8 protein-coding genes and 1 pseudogene are annotated in these 14,749 nt (G+C 73.4%); 6 read left to right on the plus strand and 3 right to left on the minus strand.

Annotation, left to right across the window (positions count from 1 at the left end; translation table 11 throughout):
• Positions 1–20: 20 nt before the first annotated feature.
• A complete protein-coding gene (locus ETD96_RS01150) occupies positions 21–1,004 on the minus strand; it encodes an LLM class flavin-dependent oxidoreductase (protein WP_138632559.1) in 984 nt (327 codons plus the stop codon).
• 56 nt (positions 1,005–1,060) lie between these two features.
• Here ETD96_RS01150 and ETD96_RS01155 point away from each other — a divergent pair, with 56 nt between their 5' ends.
• From ETD96_RS01155 to ETD96_RS01170, 4 genes are all read left to right on the plus strand, one after another.
• Positions 1,061–2,632: a 3-hydroxyacyl-CoA dehydrogenase family protein gene (locus ETD96_RS01155; RefSeq protein WP_138632562.1), complete on the plus strand. Its 1,572-nt coding sequence runs from the start codon at positions 1,061–1,063 to the stop codon at positions 2,630–2,632.
• A 35-nt stretch (positions 2,633–2,667) separates the two neighbouring features.
• Entirely contained in the window at positions 2,668–2,976 is a 309-nt protein-coding gene (locus ETD96_RS01160; protein ID WP_138632565.1) for an ATP/GTP-binding protein, read from the plus strand.
• A gap of 8 nt (positions 2,977–2,984) precedes the next feature.
• The gene (locus ETD96_RS01165; protein WP_138632568.1) at positions 2,985–3,707 is read left to right on the plus strand and encodes an alpha/beta hydrolase; all 723 of its coding nucleotides are present in this window, start codon (positions 2,985–2,987) and stop codon (positions 3,705–3,707) included.
• A 90-nt stretch (positions 3,708–3,797) separates the two neighbouring features.
• Positions 3,798–4,589: an alpha/beta fold hydrolase gene (locus tag ETD96_RS01170; protein WP_138632571.1), complete on the plus strand. Its 792-nt coding sequence runs from the start codon at positions 3,798–3,800 to the stop codon at positions 4,587–4,589.
• Positions 4,590–4,617: 28 nt separating this feature from the next.
• On the opposite strand, the gene ETD96_RS01175 is transcribed toward ETD96_RS01170, so the two are convergent.
• Positions 4,618–6,003 carry an AI-2E family transporter gene (locus ETD96_RS01175; protein ID WP_205719046.1) on the minus strand — a complete coding sequence of 462 codons (1,386 nt, stop codon included), beginning with the start codon at positions 6,001–6,003 and terminating at the stop codon, positions 4,618–4,620.
• A 781-nt stretch (positions 6,004–6,784) separates the two neighbouring features.
• Between ETD96_RS01175 and ETD96_RS01180 the strand changes: the two are divergent.
• Positions 6,785–7,150, plus strand: a pseudogene (locus tag ETD96_RS01180) (ISAzo13-like element transposase-related protein); the annotation flags it as partial.
• A 48-nt stretch (positions 7,151–7,198) separates the two neighbouring features.
• Positions 7,199–7,495, plus strand: coding sequence for a hypothetical protein (locus ETD96_RS01185; RefSeq protein WP_138632574.1), 297 nt, complete (start codon positions 7,199–7,201; stop codon positions 7,493–7,495).
• On the opposite strand, the gene ETD96_RS01190 is transcribed toward ETD96_RS01185, so the two are convergent.
• The gene (locus ETD96_RS01190) at positions 7,468–14,508 is read right to left on the minus strand and encodes a non-ribosomal peptide synthetase/MFS transporter (protein WP_171068790.1); all 7,041 of its coding nucleotides are present in this window, start codon (positions 14,506–14,508) and stop codon (positions 7,468–7,470) included. The genes ETD96_RS01185 and ETD96_RS01190 overlap by 28 nt on opposite strands.
• Between the last annotated feature and the right edge of the window lie 241 nt (positions 14,509–14,749).

A 14,749-nucleotide genomic window follows, 5' to 3' on the forward strand; every position in this document is an offset into this window, starting at 1 on the left:
GCGGGCCTCAGAATGCGGCCTCAGAGTGCGGCGCGGACCTTGGGGAGGACGTCGGCGCCGAGGCGGGCGATGTTCTCCAAGGTGCCGGCACGGGAACCGGTCGCCTCAACCAGCAGGATCAGATGCCTGATCCCCGTCTTCTCGACCGTGGTCACCAGCGACTCGACGCAGTCGTCCGGCGAGCCGACGGGATGGATGCCGCACATGCGGCGCACGTAGCCGGCGGGGTCGGGGGTGGGGCGCGGACGGTCGTCCACGGCGACGTATCCGGCCAGGCCGGGGCCGAGCCAGCGGGGCATCTCCGCCATCAGCGTGCCGACGGCCTCGTCGCGGGTGTCGGCCACCTGCGCGACGTGGGTGGAAATGTGCGGGAGGGCGGGGTCGCCGTGCCGGGCGACGGCGGCGGCCTTCTCGTCCGCGTCCACGTGCATGCCGAGGAGCATCGGCAGGCCGCGCTCGGCGGCGAGCGCCTCGGTCTCGGGGGACGTGCAGGCGATCGTCACCGGGGGCGGGGCAAGCGCGCGCGGGACGACCGGTACCTCACGGAAGCGGAAGTGTTCCCCCTCCCAGGAGACACGGTCAGATCGCAGCCAGGTAAGGAGGAGGTCCAGGGACTCGGCGAAGCCTTGCTCGTAGCGGGGGAGCCCGGTGCCGAACACCTCCAGGTCCCGCCACGGGCCGCCGCGCCCGACGCCGAGGCGGAACCGGCCGCCCGACAGCAGCGCCAGCATCGCCGCCTCCTCCGCCAGCGCGACCGGATGCCGGGTGGAGAGCACGCTCACCGCCGTCCCGACGTGGATCCGCTCGGTGACGCCCAGCAGATGTCCCGCCAGGAGTGTCGCGGACGGGACGACTCCGTACGACATGAAGTGGTGCTCGGCCAGCCACACGTCGTCGAAACCGGCGCGTTCGGCGGCGACGGCGGCTTCTACGGTGCGGGAGAGCGCGGCGTGGTCGTCCTGTCCGGGGGCACGGGTCGCGAGGAGGAAGATTCCTAGGCGCACGTCCCCTGTCGTACCCGGGAGCGCGCCTCCCCGCGCCCTCTGCAAGACTGCGAATCATGAGTGAGGGTTCGTTCAGCAGGGTCGGGGTCGTCGGACTGGGCACGATGGGCGCGGGCATCGCCGAGGTGCTGGCGCGCGGCGGCCTCGCGGTCGTGGGCGTCGAGGTGAATCAGGACGCGCTGGAACGCGGGCGCGGGCACCTGGAGCGCTCGACCGGCCGGGCCGTGAAGCGCGGCAAGCTCACCGAGGACGCGCAGCGCGAGATCCTCGGCCGGGTGGCGCTGACCACCGACTTCGCCGACCTCGGCGAGTGCGACCTGGTGATCGAGGCGGTGCCGGAGCGGCTCGACCTCAAGCGCAAGGTCTTCGCCGAGCTGGACAAGGTCTGCCGCGAGGACGCCGTCCTCGCCACGAACACCTCCTCGCTGTCGGTCACCGACATCGCGGTCACCACCGGCCGCCCCAGCAAGATCGTCGGCGTGCACTTCTTCAACCCGGCGCCGGTGATGAAGCTGGTCGAGGTCATCGCGACCGTGCTGACCGAGCCGGACGCCGTCGCCCGCGTCGCCGCCCTGGTGAAGGGCCTCGGCAAGACCCCGGTGACGATCGGCGACCGGGCCGGGTTCGTCGCCAACCGGCTGTTGTTCGGGTACCTGAACCAGGCCGCCGGGATGCTGGAGTCCGGGCACGCGACCCGCGACGACATCGACACCGCGATGACGGCCGGCGCCGGCCTGCCGATGGGCCCGTTCACCCTCATGGACCTGATCGGCCTCGACACCTGCCTGGAGGTGCTCGACGCGATCTACGCCGAGTCGCGCGACCGCCGCCACGCCGCCTCCCCGGTGCTGCGCGAGCTCGTCACCGCCGGGCTGCTCGGCCGCAAGACCGGCCGCGGCTTCTACTCCTACGACGCGTCCGGCGGCGACGAGCCCGCGGCGGCGGCCGGGGAGCCGCCGGTCGTCGGCATCGTCGGCGTCGGCCCGCTCGCCGACGCGCTCGCCGCGCTGTGCGACCGGGCGGGCGCGTCCGTCCGCGACTCCGCCGCCGACCTCGCCGGCTGCGACCTGGTCGTCGAGGCCGCGGAGGACACCGAGGCCGCGCGGGCGCTGCTGTCGGCCGCCGCGCAGGCCGCCAAGCCGGACGCCGTGCTGCTGGTCACGTCCGTGGGCGGCTCGGTGATCGAGCAGGCCATGGCCACCGGACGTCCCGCCGACGTCGTCGGGCTGCACCTGCCCGACCCCGCCGGGACCCTCGCCGAGATCGCCGCGACGGTCGCGACCGGGCCGGACGTCGCCGACCGCGCCGCCGCCCTGTTCGCCGGGCTCGGCCTCACCACCGTCCGCTGCCGCGACCGCGCCGGGTTCATCGTGGACGCGCTGCGCTTCCCGTACCTGAACGACGCCGCCGCCATGCTCGGCGCCGGATATGCCGACGCCGACTCCATCGACGCCGCGATGACGCTCGGCTGCGGCTACCCGTCCGGCCCGATCGCCGACCTCGACCGCCTCGGCCTGGACCGCGCCGTGACCGTCCTGCGCGCCCTGCACGCCGAGACGCGCGAGCCGGCGCTGGCCCCGGTGCCGCTCCTCGCCGAGCACGTGACGGCGGGCCGCCCGCTGCGATAACCGTCCTCCAGCCCCGCCCACATATCCTCGAAGGCATGAGCCCCCGCAAGAACCGCCGTGCCGTTTCCGGACGTCCCCAGACGGGCGGCGGGTCGTGGGCGCAGGAGACCGAGGAGGGGCCGGACGGCGAGTGGATCGTCCGGACGATCGCGGGCGCCGGTTCGGCCAAGGCGTACCGGTGCCCCGGCTGCGACCAGGAGATCCCGCCCGGCGTCGGGCATCTCGTCGCCTGGCGGGCCGGCGAGGGCGGCGACGACCGGCGGCACTGGCACCGCCCGTGCTGGCAGGCCCGCACCCGGCGCGGCCCCCGCGTCCAGCGGTCGCGCAACGCCCCGCGTTACTAAGGAGACCCATGGCGGAGATCAGGGCGGCGACGGTGCTGCCGGCGCGGCGCGAGGACATCGTGCTGCACACGTCCGACGGGCTGGAGCTGGTCGGTGAGCTGGCGCTGCCGCCGGAGCGGCCGCCGGTCGCGACGCTGGTGTGCCTGCACCCGCTGCCGACGGCCGAGGGCATGATGGACAGCCACGTCCTGCGCAAGGCGTCCTACCGGCTGCCCGCCCTCGCCGACGTCGCCGTGCTGCGGTTCAACACGCGGGGGACGACGTCGGCGCGCGGCACGAGCGAGGGCGAGTTCGGCGACGGCGAGACCGAGCGGTTCGACGTCGCGGCGGCGCTGGAGTACACCGAGTACCACGACCTGCCGCGGCCGTGGCTGCTCGGCTGGTCGTTCGGCACCGAGCTGGCGCTGAAGTGGGGCCGCGACCCGCTGGTGGAGGGCGCGATCCTGCTGTCCCCGCCACTGAAGCGGGCGGACGACGCGGACCTGGACGCGTGGGCCGAGGACGGCCGTCCCCTGGTGGCGCTCGTGCCGGAGTTCGACGACTACCTGCGCCCGGCCGAGGCGCGGGAGCGGTTCAAGCGCGTCCCGCAGGCCGAGGTCGTCGCGGTGGACAAGGCCAAGCACCTGTGGGTGGGCGAGCCCTACGTCCGGATCGTGCTGAACGAGATCGTCAAGCGGGTCGCGCCGGCCGCCCACCCGCTCCCCACTGAATGGGACGAACCGGACAGATAGCCACATGCGGCCAGTCACGGCCACTCCCGTCCCACCGGCTCCAGAGCGGGTAAGGATCTGCTTCGTGGACGCCGACCGGGAGGACCGCCCGTGACCGTGCAGCTGTACGCCAGGGACGTCGGCACCGGAACCCCGCTCGTCCTGCTGCACGCCTTCCCGCTCTCGTCGGCGATGTGGCTCGCCCAGCGGGAGGGGCTCGCCGGCCGGTTCCGCGTCATCACCCCCGACCTGCGCGGCTTCGGCGGATCCGTGCTCGGCGACGACGAGCCCTCGATCGACGCGATGGCCGACGACGTCGCCCGCGCCTGCCGCGCCCTCGGCGTGCGGCGCGCCGTCATCGGCGGCCTGTCCATGGGCGGGTACGTCGCGATGGCGCTGTGCCGCCGCCACCCCGACCTCGTCCTCGGGCTGGTGCTCGCCGCCACCCGCGCCGCCGCCGACACCGAGCAGGTCCGCGCGAACCGGCTCCGGCAGGCCGACCGGCTCGACCTCGACGGCGGCCCGCAGGTGCTGGTGGAGGAGGTGCTGCCCGGCCTCGTCGGGCCCACCACCTACCGGCAGCGCGCCCTCGTCTACGGGCGGGTGCGCGGCCTCGTCCAGGCGACGCCGCCGCGCGCCGCCGCGTGGGCCCAGCGCGCCATGGCCGGACGCCCCGACGCGTTCGGCACGCTGCGCGAGGTGCGGGTGCCCGCCCTCGTCATGGTCGGCGACGAGGACGCGCTCGCCACCGAGGCGGAGGCCCGCGCCATGGCGGACGCGCTGCCGAACGCCGAACTGATGGTCGTCCCGCGCGCCGGGCACCTGTGCGCGATCGAGCAGCCGGACCTGTTCAACCAGGCGGTGGCCGAGTTCGCCGCCGCCCTCGCCCGGACCGCCCGCTGACCCGTCCCCGCGCGGAGCGCCCGCCGTGCTACAGCGTCTCCTGGCGCGGCATGACGACCTCGCGGACCAGCAGCGAGATCGCCGCCGCCGTCGGGATCGCCAGCAGCGCGCCGACCACGCCGAGCAGCGCCGCGCCGACCAGCGCCGCCACGATCGTCACCGCGGGCTGCACGTCCACCGTCCGCTTCATCACGCGCGGGTAGACCAGGTAGTTCTCCACCTGCTGGTAGATCACGTAGAAGATCACGCAGGCGATCAGGTCGGTGGTGTTCCCGGTGAGGAACGCGACCAGGCACACGATCACCGCGCCGATCGTCGCGCCGATCAGCGGGATCAGGTCGGTCACCGCGACGATCAGCGCCAGCGCGAGCGCGTACTTCACCCCGAGGATCGACAGGAAGATGTACGAGCAGACGCCCGCGATGAACGCGATCGTGAACTGCCCGGCGACGTAGCCGCCGATCCGGTCCAGGATCTCGTCGCCGAGCAGGGCGACGCGGGCGCGGCGGGAGCGCGGTGCCAGCTTGTAGAAGAACGTCTTGATCTGCGGCAGCGAGCTGAGGAAGTACAGCGTCAGGATCAGGATCGTGATCGTCTGGAAGATGCCGCTGATCGCGACCTTGCCGATGCCGGTGGCGGTGTCGGTGAGGCCCTTCTGGAAGCCCTCGCTGTTCACCGCCTTCTCGGCGCGCTCCAGCAGCCCGTAGCGCTTGTCCCACTCGGCGAGGGTCTTGTTGTCCTGCAGCTGCTGGACGTACTCGGGGATGTTGTGCCGCAGCTCGGTGACCTGCTCCGACACCGGCTGGACGAGCGAGGCGACGAACCCCGCGAAGAACATGATGACGACGAGGAACACCGTCGCGACCGCGGCGCTGCGCGGGAACCCGAACCGGCGCAGCCGCTCCACCGCCGGGTTGAGGCCGACCGCGAGGAACATCGCGACGACGAGCATCACGATCGTCGACTTGGCGTTGGTGGCCGCCCGCACGAGCAGCCAGGCCGTCATGACGCCGAGCGCGGCGGTGAAGCCGAACACGAACGGGTGCGCGCGGCCGAGCGGCTCCCCGGGCCGGCCGAACGGGAACCGGTGGTCGACGCCGGCCTCGCGGCGGCGCTGCTCGACGTCGTGCGCGGGGTCGGGCGCGTCCGGCCCGGCGGGGGCCTGCTCGGCGACCGCCACAGGCGCGGGCAGGGCGACCGGGGCGCCGGTCGCGGGGTCGCGCTCGCCCACGGGCTCGGCGGCCTCCTCGGGCGTCAGCGCACCGCTCGGCGCGACGCTCTCAGCGCCGTCGCCGCCTTTCCCGCTGTCACCGGCGCCGCCGTCTTTCCCGCCGCCGCCGTCTTTCCCGGCGCTGCCGTCTTTCCCGCTCTCGTCGCCGCTCTCGTCGCCCTCGCCGTCGCCCGCAACCCCCACCGCGACCCCACGACCCCGGCGCCAACGGCACCGCCATCCTGGACGACATCCTCAAGCGCGCCCACCCCGCCGGATACGTCGCCGCCGACGCCGCCTACAACAACAGCCGCCCCCAAGACTGGCAACTTGCCATCCGCGCCCTGGGCTTCCTCCCCGTCTACAGCTACCGCAGCGACCAACTCGGCATCCAGGCCCAAGCCCACGGCGCCCACCAGAAGGAAGGCACCTGGTACTGCCCCCAGATGCCCGAACCCCTGGCCAACACCACCCAGAACCTGTTCCGCAACGCAGGCGACCCCGCCGCGATCGAACCCGCCACCTGGCGGCACCGCATCGACGCCCGCCAGCCCTACGCCCTGGCCCCCAAAGGCCGCCCCGACTCCGAAGGGCACCAGCGATACATGTGCCCGGCTGCCGCCGGACGCGTCCAGTGCCCGTTCAAACGCGCCAGCATGGGCACCGACCCACGACTCCCGCTGATCGACCCGGCGCCCAGCCCGGTCGGGCCACCCAAGATCTCCGCCCAGACCAGCATCACCATGGCACCCGAACACGGCGCCAAGCACTGGCAACCCCACGCCTACGGCAGCCCCGACTGGCAAAAGCTCTACAGCAGGCTCCGCAACGCCTCCGAAGGCACCCACGGATTCACCAAGGACGACACCCACGAGAGCATCAACGCTCCCAAGGCCGGCGCATCCGCGGCATCGCCGCACAGACCCTCCTGCTGGCCTTCCAACTCGCCCACGCCAACCAACGCCTGGCTCGACACTGCCGGCGCCCGGACGGGCGGGTGCGTCGTGCGGGCGGTGGGCGCCAGAGTGTCGAGGAGCAGGACCCGCGGATGCTGCCGGCGCTGTTGGCGTTGGTCGAGCCGGATGAGCGGGGTGACCCGGAGTCGCCGCTGCGGTGGACGACCAAGTCGCTGCGGCGCCTGGCCGAGGAGTTGGCCCGGCAAGGGCATCGGGTATCGCCGCCGACGGTCGGGCGGCTTCTCCGGCAGGCCGGGTTCAGTCTCCAAGGCAACGCCAAAACGCTGGAGGGTGCTCAGCACGCTGATCGGGACGCGTAGTTCCGCTATATCAACCAGCAGGTCAAGGACCATCAGGCTGCAGGCGAGCCGGCGATCAGCGTCAACACTAAGAAAACCTCGGAATGAAACAAGATCGAGCACCGGCTGTTCTCCCACATCACGATGAACTGGCGTGGACGGCCGAGCGTTCAGGCGCGGGTGGTTACCGAGCCCGGTCTTCGGACGGTGGTCGATCACGGGGCATCATCCGACGACGAGTTCCTCGCCGTCGTCAACGACGATCGAAGCCGCTGTGGCCCGCGGCAGCACCCTTGGCCACGGCCGCCCCCGCCACCTGCTGACCTTCGCCCTCGTCTCCGACAAACCCGAAAACTCGCCCTGCCACCTGACCGGAGCCGCTCGGTGCGAGGGCGCGACCGGCGCGGCCCCGCTCACAACCGGGAGTCGGCTTCGCGCTGAAGGGCGTCCCGGTCGGGGATTTCGGCGCCGGGCAGGGCATCGGGCAACTCGTACTCGACGAACCGGAGCCGCGGATGGAACCAGCCACGCACGGCCCACACCGCGAGCAGCAGACCGCTGCCCCCGACCAGCAGCGCGAGCGCTCCCCCCTGCTCCGTGCCGATCCACTGCCCGAGCGGCCCCGTGAGGGTGTCGGTCGCCGGGAGGACGACAAGGTAGCCGATCGGCACGGTGACCAGCGGGAGCACCGTGAAGATCGACATGACCCGGCCCAGCAGCGAGGTTTCGACCTTGGCCTGGAGCACCGCGATCCAACTGCCGTCGATAACCGCCTCGGTGAACAGCAGCACGAACATCCCCACCGCGGCGGTCGCCGGGCTGCCGCCCAGACCGACGACGGCCAGCGCGAGGCCCCCCGCGCCCATCGCGACGATCATGCCGTTGGTGCGGCGGCGGGTGCCGCCCCACAGGCTCATCGTGACGCTGCCGACTAGGCCGCCGATCCCGCCTGCGGATAGCACGGCCCCCAGCAGCAGCGCGGAATGCTCGATGAGCAGCAGCGGAGTGATCAAGGTCAGGCCGACCGTGTAGATCGCGTGGTCGACGACGAAAAACCACAGGCCACTGCGCAGCCCCGGCCGGCGCATCACATAGCGCCACCCGCGGACGATCTCGGTTCCGAAGCTCTCGTCGCGGGGCTTGAACGCGCGGTCCGGGAACCGCACGGCCAGCAGGCTCACCACGCCCAGCAGGAAGCCGCACGCCTCGATCAGCAGCACGCCGCCGATGTCGACCACGGCGAGCAGGCCCGCGCCCAGCAGCGGGCCAGCGACCTGCCCGAGGTTCATGCCCAGCTGGCTGATCCCGGCGGCGTGCCCGAGGAAGCGTTTCGGAACCAGTTGCGCCACCGCCGCCAGATACGCCGGACGTTGGCAGGCCCCGGCCACCGAGGTCAGGGTGAGCGCGACGGCGACGTGCCACCAGCGCATCCCGCCGACGGACACGAGCAGGGCCAGCGATCCCATCGACAGCGCCGACAGCGCATTTCCAACGATCATCACGCGGCGTCGGTCGAACCGGTCGGCAACCGCGCCCGCCCACGGCGTCGCCACCACTCCGGGAAGCAGGCCGATCGCGCTGACCAAGCCGAACATGGTGAGGTCCCGGGTCTGGGCGAAGATCCAGATGCCCATGACGAGGGTGCTGATTCCGCTGCCGATCATCGAGGCGATCTGGCCGGCGGCCACCACGGCGAACCGGCGCAGGCTCGGCTCCACACCGCCGGCGGAGACGTCCGGCGGTTCCACGCCGGCGGGCTCGGACCCGGCCTGCCCTCCCGCGGCCGGCGGCCGACCGGAGCGGTCTTCGGCCGCGGCGCCCCAGCGGCCCGCTGCGTCGACGAGCAGCCCGGCCAGCTCACAGGCCTGATGCTTGACGAAGAAGTGCCCGGCCCGGGGCAGCACCACCAGCTCGACGTGCGGGGAGAAGACCTCCCATTCGCGGTACCGCTCGTGGTGCAGCTCGGTGATCCGGTCCTGCTCGCCGACGACGCTGAGAAGCGGGACGTCGAGGACCAGCCCGCGGCCCGGGGCGGCGTCGGCGGTGAAGAACTCCTCGGCCTCCCGCGTGTCGTGCCGGACGTTGCGCAGGACGAACTCGGCGTCGTCACCGGGCGCCACGTCGACGAACCCGCCGCGGGCGCGCAGGTAGTCGAGGTAGCCGCGGTCGCCGAGCAGCCGGTCGGTGGGCAGCCAGCGGTAGAAGCGGTCGAAGAAGCGGCCGGGCAGGCGGGCGATGGGGAACAGGGCGCCGAGCCCGACCCCGACGACCTGGACCCCGTTCAGCGGCGCGCGGTGGGCGATCTGCAGGGCCAGCGCCGTCCCCACACACTGGCCGTAGATCAGTACAGGGCCGTCCACGTCGGCGAGTTCCCCGACGACCCGGTCGGCCACCTCGTCGATCGGCCTGAGCACCTCGTCGCTCCGGCTGCGGTCATGCCTGGGCAGCTCGACCGCGAGCAGCGACCAGCTCTCCGGCAACGCTTCGGCCAGCGGCACGAACGAGGCCGCGCTCCCGCCGGCGAACGGCACCGCGACCACGGTGACCCCGCCGCGTGCCGGGTCGGCCGGACCGGGCGTGAGCCGGTGCAGGACGCGTCCGGGGTCGGCCGCCCCGAAGGGACCAGCCTGCGCGGGCTCGGCCGTGCCGTCGAGATGCGCCGCAAGCTCACGAAGCGTGGGGTGCTGGTAGACCTCTACCAGGCTCAGGCCGTCGGACACCGCACGGGCCATCCGCACCGCGGCGAACGAATCGCCGCCGAGCGATGCGAACGCGTCCCCGACACCGATCACCGAGACGTCCACACCGAGCAGCTCCGCCCAGATCGCGGCGATGCGGTGCTCGGTGGGGGTCGCCGGCGGATCGCTCGCCGCGGAGGTCGCCCGCTCGGGGGCGGGCAGCGCGGGGCGGTCGAGCTTGCCATGCGGGGTCAGCGGCAGCGCCGTGAGCGTCAGCACCCTGGCCGGGACGCTACCGGCGGGCAACCGGTGGCTGAGCACCTCCCGCAGCCGGGCTTCGCTCGGCAGGGGTGCCGCGGCCGGGCCGCCCACAGGCACGACGTAGCCCACGAGGTCGCCGTCGTGCAGGGCGGCGGCCGCGTCGTGCACCCCCGGTACGGCGCGCAGCGCGGCCTCGACCTCGCCCAGCTCGACCCGGTGGCCGTGCACCTTGACCTGATCGTCGAGGCGTCCGAGGTACTCGATCATGCCGTCGCGGCGCAGCCGGGCCGCGTCCCCGGTGCGGTACATCCGCCCGCCCGGCACGAACGGGTCGGCGAGGAACCGCTTACGGGTCAGCTCAGGCCGGGCGTGGTAGCCGCGGGCGACGCCGGCCCCGCCCAGATACAGCTCGCCCGTGATCCCCGCGGGCAACGGCTCGCCGGCGGCGTCGAGCACGTAGGCGCGCTGGTTCGGGAAGGGGCGGCCGATCGGTAGCCGGGTCTCCTCTGGGCCGACCGTGCCCTCGAAGGCCACGTTGTCCACGGTGGCCTCGGTGACGCCGTAGGAGTTGACCACCCGCCCAGCGGGGCCGACCAGCTCGCGGGCCCGCCGGTACTCCGGCACCGGCCATTCCTCGCCGCCTCCGATCAGCAGCGCGACTCCGTCGAGCGGCCTGCCCAGAGCCAGGAGCGGACGCAAGATGCTCGGTACCAGCTCGGTGCACGCGACGTGCTCGCGCTGCATCAGCCCGAGCAGCGCCGGAGGATCAAGGGCGATCTCCCGGGGCACGACCAGGAGGCGGCCGCCGGTGCAGTGCGCGCGCAGCGTCTCCCCGACGAACATGTCGAAGGAGACACCGGCGACCTGCTGGTAAGTCCACTCTGGACGCAGGCGATAGTACTCCTGCCACATCTCGACGGCGTGGGTCAGGTTGCCGTGGGTGACCACGACGCCCTTCGGCAGGCCGGTGGATCCGGACGTATAGATCAGATAGGCGGGGTCCGACGGGTCCGGTTCAACGTCGAGCCGCCCGTCGGGCTGCGCGGCGATCGCCGCCCGTTCCTCGTCGAGAAGCACCGCGGGCACCCCGTCCCGGGGCACGCCGTGCACGTCGGAGCGGGTGATCAACAGGGTCGCGCCGCTGTCGGTGAGCAGGTGCCGCAGCCGCTCGCGCGGATGGGCGGGGTCGAGCGGGACGTAGGCGCATCCCGCCTTGAGCACCGCCCAGATCGCGACGAACAGGTCGGCGCCGCGAGGGAGCGCGATCGCCACCGGCCCGGCCGGCCGGCGGGAGCGCAGGTGCCGGGCGAGGCGGTCGGCGCCGGCGTCGAGGGCGGCGTAGTCGAGGGTGATCCCGTCGGCCACCAGCGCCGGGGCGTGCGGGGTGCGGGCCGCGACGTCCTCGAGGTAGCGGTGGACGGCCGGGAAGCGCGGCGCCCGGCTCGTGGCGCCGCCCTCCCCGTGCAGTAGCCGCCGGCGTTCGGCGGAGGGCAGCAGCGGGAGGCGCGCGAGCGGGGTGTGCGGTGCGGCGACCCCCGCGTCGAGCAGGACCAGCAGGTGGTCGAGCAGCCCGCCGATCCGCTCCGAATCGAAGAGCTCGGTGCTCGCGGTCACCGACAGCCGCGGCCCGGTCTCGGGGAAGTCCAGGCCGATCGCGGCGTCGACCATGAGCGCTGGGGCGGCGACCTCACCGGCGTAGCGCACCGGGCCTTCCTGGGGCAGCGGTGCGTTGTGCACGGTGAGCAGCACGCCGCCGAACGGGTTACGGCCCGGCGTCGCCGGGAGCCCCAGCTCGGCGATGATCTCCGGGAGCGGAAGCCGCTGGTGGTCAAGGTCGGCGAGCGTGCGGTCGCGGACGCGATAGATCAGGTCCTCGAACGTCGGGTCGGCGGAGAGGTCGCCGCGCAGCGGCAGCGTGTTGAGCAGCCCTCCGATGGCGGTCTCCAGGTCGGGCGTCGGCCGGTTGGCCACCGGCGCCAGCACCGTGACGTCGGTGCGGCCGGTATAGCGGGCGAGCAGGCCATGCACCCCGGCCAGCAACACCATGAACAGGCTGGCCCGGTGCGCGCGCCCGAACTCCCGCCACCTCTCGACCATTGCCGGGTCCAGCTCCCGCTCCACCCGGATGGCGGCGAACGTGCGGTTCGCCGGCCGTGGCCGGTCGGCCGGCAGCTCGGGTGCGGGCGCGGCGCCCGCGAACCGCTCCCGCCAGTACGCGACGTCGGCCGCACGGGCCGCGGCGTCCGGCGGGCCCGCGTAGCACGGCAGCACACCGACCGGGACGTCGGCCGGGTCCTTCGGGGCGGCCAGCAGCTCGCCGAGGTCGTGCGCGAGCACCCCCGCCGACCAGCCGTCGAAGACGAGATGATGGGCCAGGATCGTCAGGCTGGTGCCGTCGCCGCCCAGCACGGCCCGGGCGACCGGTCCCGCAGCGAGGTCCATCCGGTCCGGCGCCGGGTCGTCGGTCAGCGGGATGACGCCCGTGCCGTTGACGACCATCCGCGGTCGGCCCTCGTGCTCGGGGAAGCGCGCCCCCAGGGCGGGATGCCGACGGACGAGACCTTCCAGTGCCCGGGTGAGCGTCGCCCGGTCGATCGGGCGGGTCAGCCGGTAGCGCACGCCCAGGGTGTAGGCCGGGAGATCAGGGCACAGCTGTTCGGAGATCCAGTAGTCCTGCTGCAGCCCGGTCAGCTCGGTCGCCTCGGCGGGGTCGGTCAACTCGTCCGGGCCGGTCACGTCGGCGGCCGTGGGCGAGGCGTCCACCGCACCGGCGGCGTGCGGGGCGGCCGCGGCGACCCGGGCCTCGATCTCGCGGAGCGTGCCCGCCGCATAGAGCTCGGTGAGGGTGAGCTCCACCCCGTACTCGGACCGCAGGCGGGCCAGCATCCGCACGGCCGTCAACGAGTCGGCCCCGAGTGCCACGATGTCGTCGTCCCGTTCGATGTGCGTGCGCCCGAGCAGCTCGCACCACAGCGCCCGGACGGGGCCGTCCGGACCGGCCGCCGCCGGCGTGCGCTGGATCTCGCGCAGGGCGGCGACGTCGACCTTGCCGTGCTCGTTGCGCGGGAAGCTCGGGTGGAAGTGCAGCGCCCTGGGCACCATCGCGGCCGGCAGCAGGTCGGCCAGCGCCGCCCGGACCTCGACCTCGTCCGGCTCGTCGCGGTGGTGCAGCAGATGGGCGGTGAGGGTCGTCGTCGCGCCGGACCGATCGGCCAGCACGACGGCGTCGCGCACCCCGGCCAGGGAGCGCAGTGCGGCCTCGACCTCACCGATCTCGACCCGGACACCGCCCACCTGCACCTGCTGATCCAGCCGCCGCAGGTAGCCGAGCCGCCCGTCCGACAGGCGGGTCACCACGTCGCCGGTGCGGTAGTACCGGCCCGTTCCCTCGCGGCGGACGAAGCGTTCGGCCGTCAGCTCCGGGCGCCCCAGGTAGCCGGTGGCGATTCCGGGCCCGCCCAGCCACAGCTCGCCCGTCGACGCCTCCTCCCCGGTGGGCGAGCGGATCTCGGCGACCACCCCGGGGAGCGGGTCGCCGATCGGCACCGGATCGCCGCCGTCCCAATCGGCGAGGTCGGCGGTCAACGCGACGACCGTGGTCTCGGTGGGGCCGTAGCAGTTGAGCAGCCGCACGCCGGCGCCGACCCGCTCGCGCCACCGCCGCACGGCGCCGGCGTGGACCGCCTCGCCACCGATGATCACGAGCCGGATCGAGGAGGGCAGCTCCGCGTCCCCCCGCTCCAGCGCGGCGAGGATCTCGTGCCAGTACGCGGTCGGCGGCCCGATCACGGTGATGCCCCACTCGCCGCACCGCCGCAGGAACAAGTCCGGTCGACTCACCATCTCCTCGTCGCGGAACACGACGGTGGCGCCCACCGACAACGGAAGCAGGATCTCGTCGACACTCGCGTCGAAGCCCAGCGACGCAAATTGCAGTACCCGGTCACCGGGCGCCAGGCCGTACCGCAGGGCGGCCGAGGCGCAGAAGAAGTTCAGCGAACGCCTCGGCACCAGCACGCCCTTCGGCCGGCCCGTGGACCCGGAGGTGAAGATCACGTAGGCGGGATCCTCAGGGGACGCGTCCCCGGGCACGGCGGCACCAGCGGGGACGTCGGGCAGGTCATCGACGTCGCAGACGGCGGCCCGCGCTCCGACCAGTCCCGCCGTCGTGCGCTCCACGAGCACCACCCGCGGGTCGCAGTCGGCGAGCATCGCGGCCAGCCGGGCGGGCGGCGACCCAGTGTCCAACGGGACATAGGCCGCGCCGGTGCGCAGGACTGCCAGTATCGCGAGGACGGCACGGATGCCCCGCCGCAGGCACACGGCGACCAGCTCGCCCGGCCCGAGCCCGTGGCGGCGCAGCACCGCGGCCAGCTCCTCGACCCGGGCGACCAGCTCGCCGTAGGTGACGGTCTCCGCGCCCTCGACCAGGGCGCAATCCTCGGGTGCGCGGAAGGCGTGAGCGAGCACCGTGGCCACCACGTCGCTCTCGCCGGCCTCGTCGGTGACGACCACGGCATGACCTCCTACACCAACGGCAGCGCCAGAATGCTCCACGAGCGCGGACGACCGGCGGGCGAGCGCCGCGTGAACGTCGAGCGAAAACGATCTCAATTGCCCGTGATTCATCTCGACCCGCCGCGATGTTCACCCGTTCGATCACCGCTGTTCGTCCGGAACCGTCCACGATCGAAGACCCCCCGGGACGACGAAGGAGCGCAGTGGACGCACCGGCACCTGACCCGGCGGCCCCCGC

Origin of the sequence: Actinomadura geliboluensis, from assembly GCF_005889745.1 — a bacterium.
Classification (GTDB): Bacteria; Actinomycetota; Actinomycetes; order Streptosporangiales; family Streptosporangiaceae; genus Spirillospora; species Spirillospora geliboluensis.

Bases quoted from the DNA above. Each gene is read 5' to 3' on its own strand.
- ETD96_RS01160 (WP_138632565.1), top strand. From the start codon at position 2,668: ATGAGCCCCCGCAAGAACCGCCGTGCCGTTTCCGGACGTCCCCAGACG.
- ETD96_RS01165 (WP_138632568.1), top strand. From the start codon at position 2,985: ATGGCGGAGATCAGGGCGGCGACGGTGCTGCCGGCGCGGCGCGAGGAC.
- ETD96_RS01155 (WP_138632562.1), top strand. From the start codon at position 1,061: ATGAGTGAGGGTTCGTTCAGCAGGGTCGGGGTCGTCGGACTGGGCACG.
- ETD96_RS01185 (WP_138632574.1), top strand. From the start codon at position 7,199: ATGAACTGGCGTGGACGGCCGAGCGTTCAGGCGCGGGTGGTTACCGAG.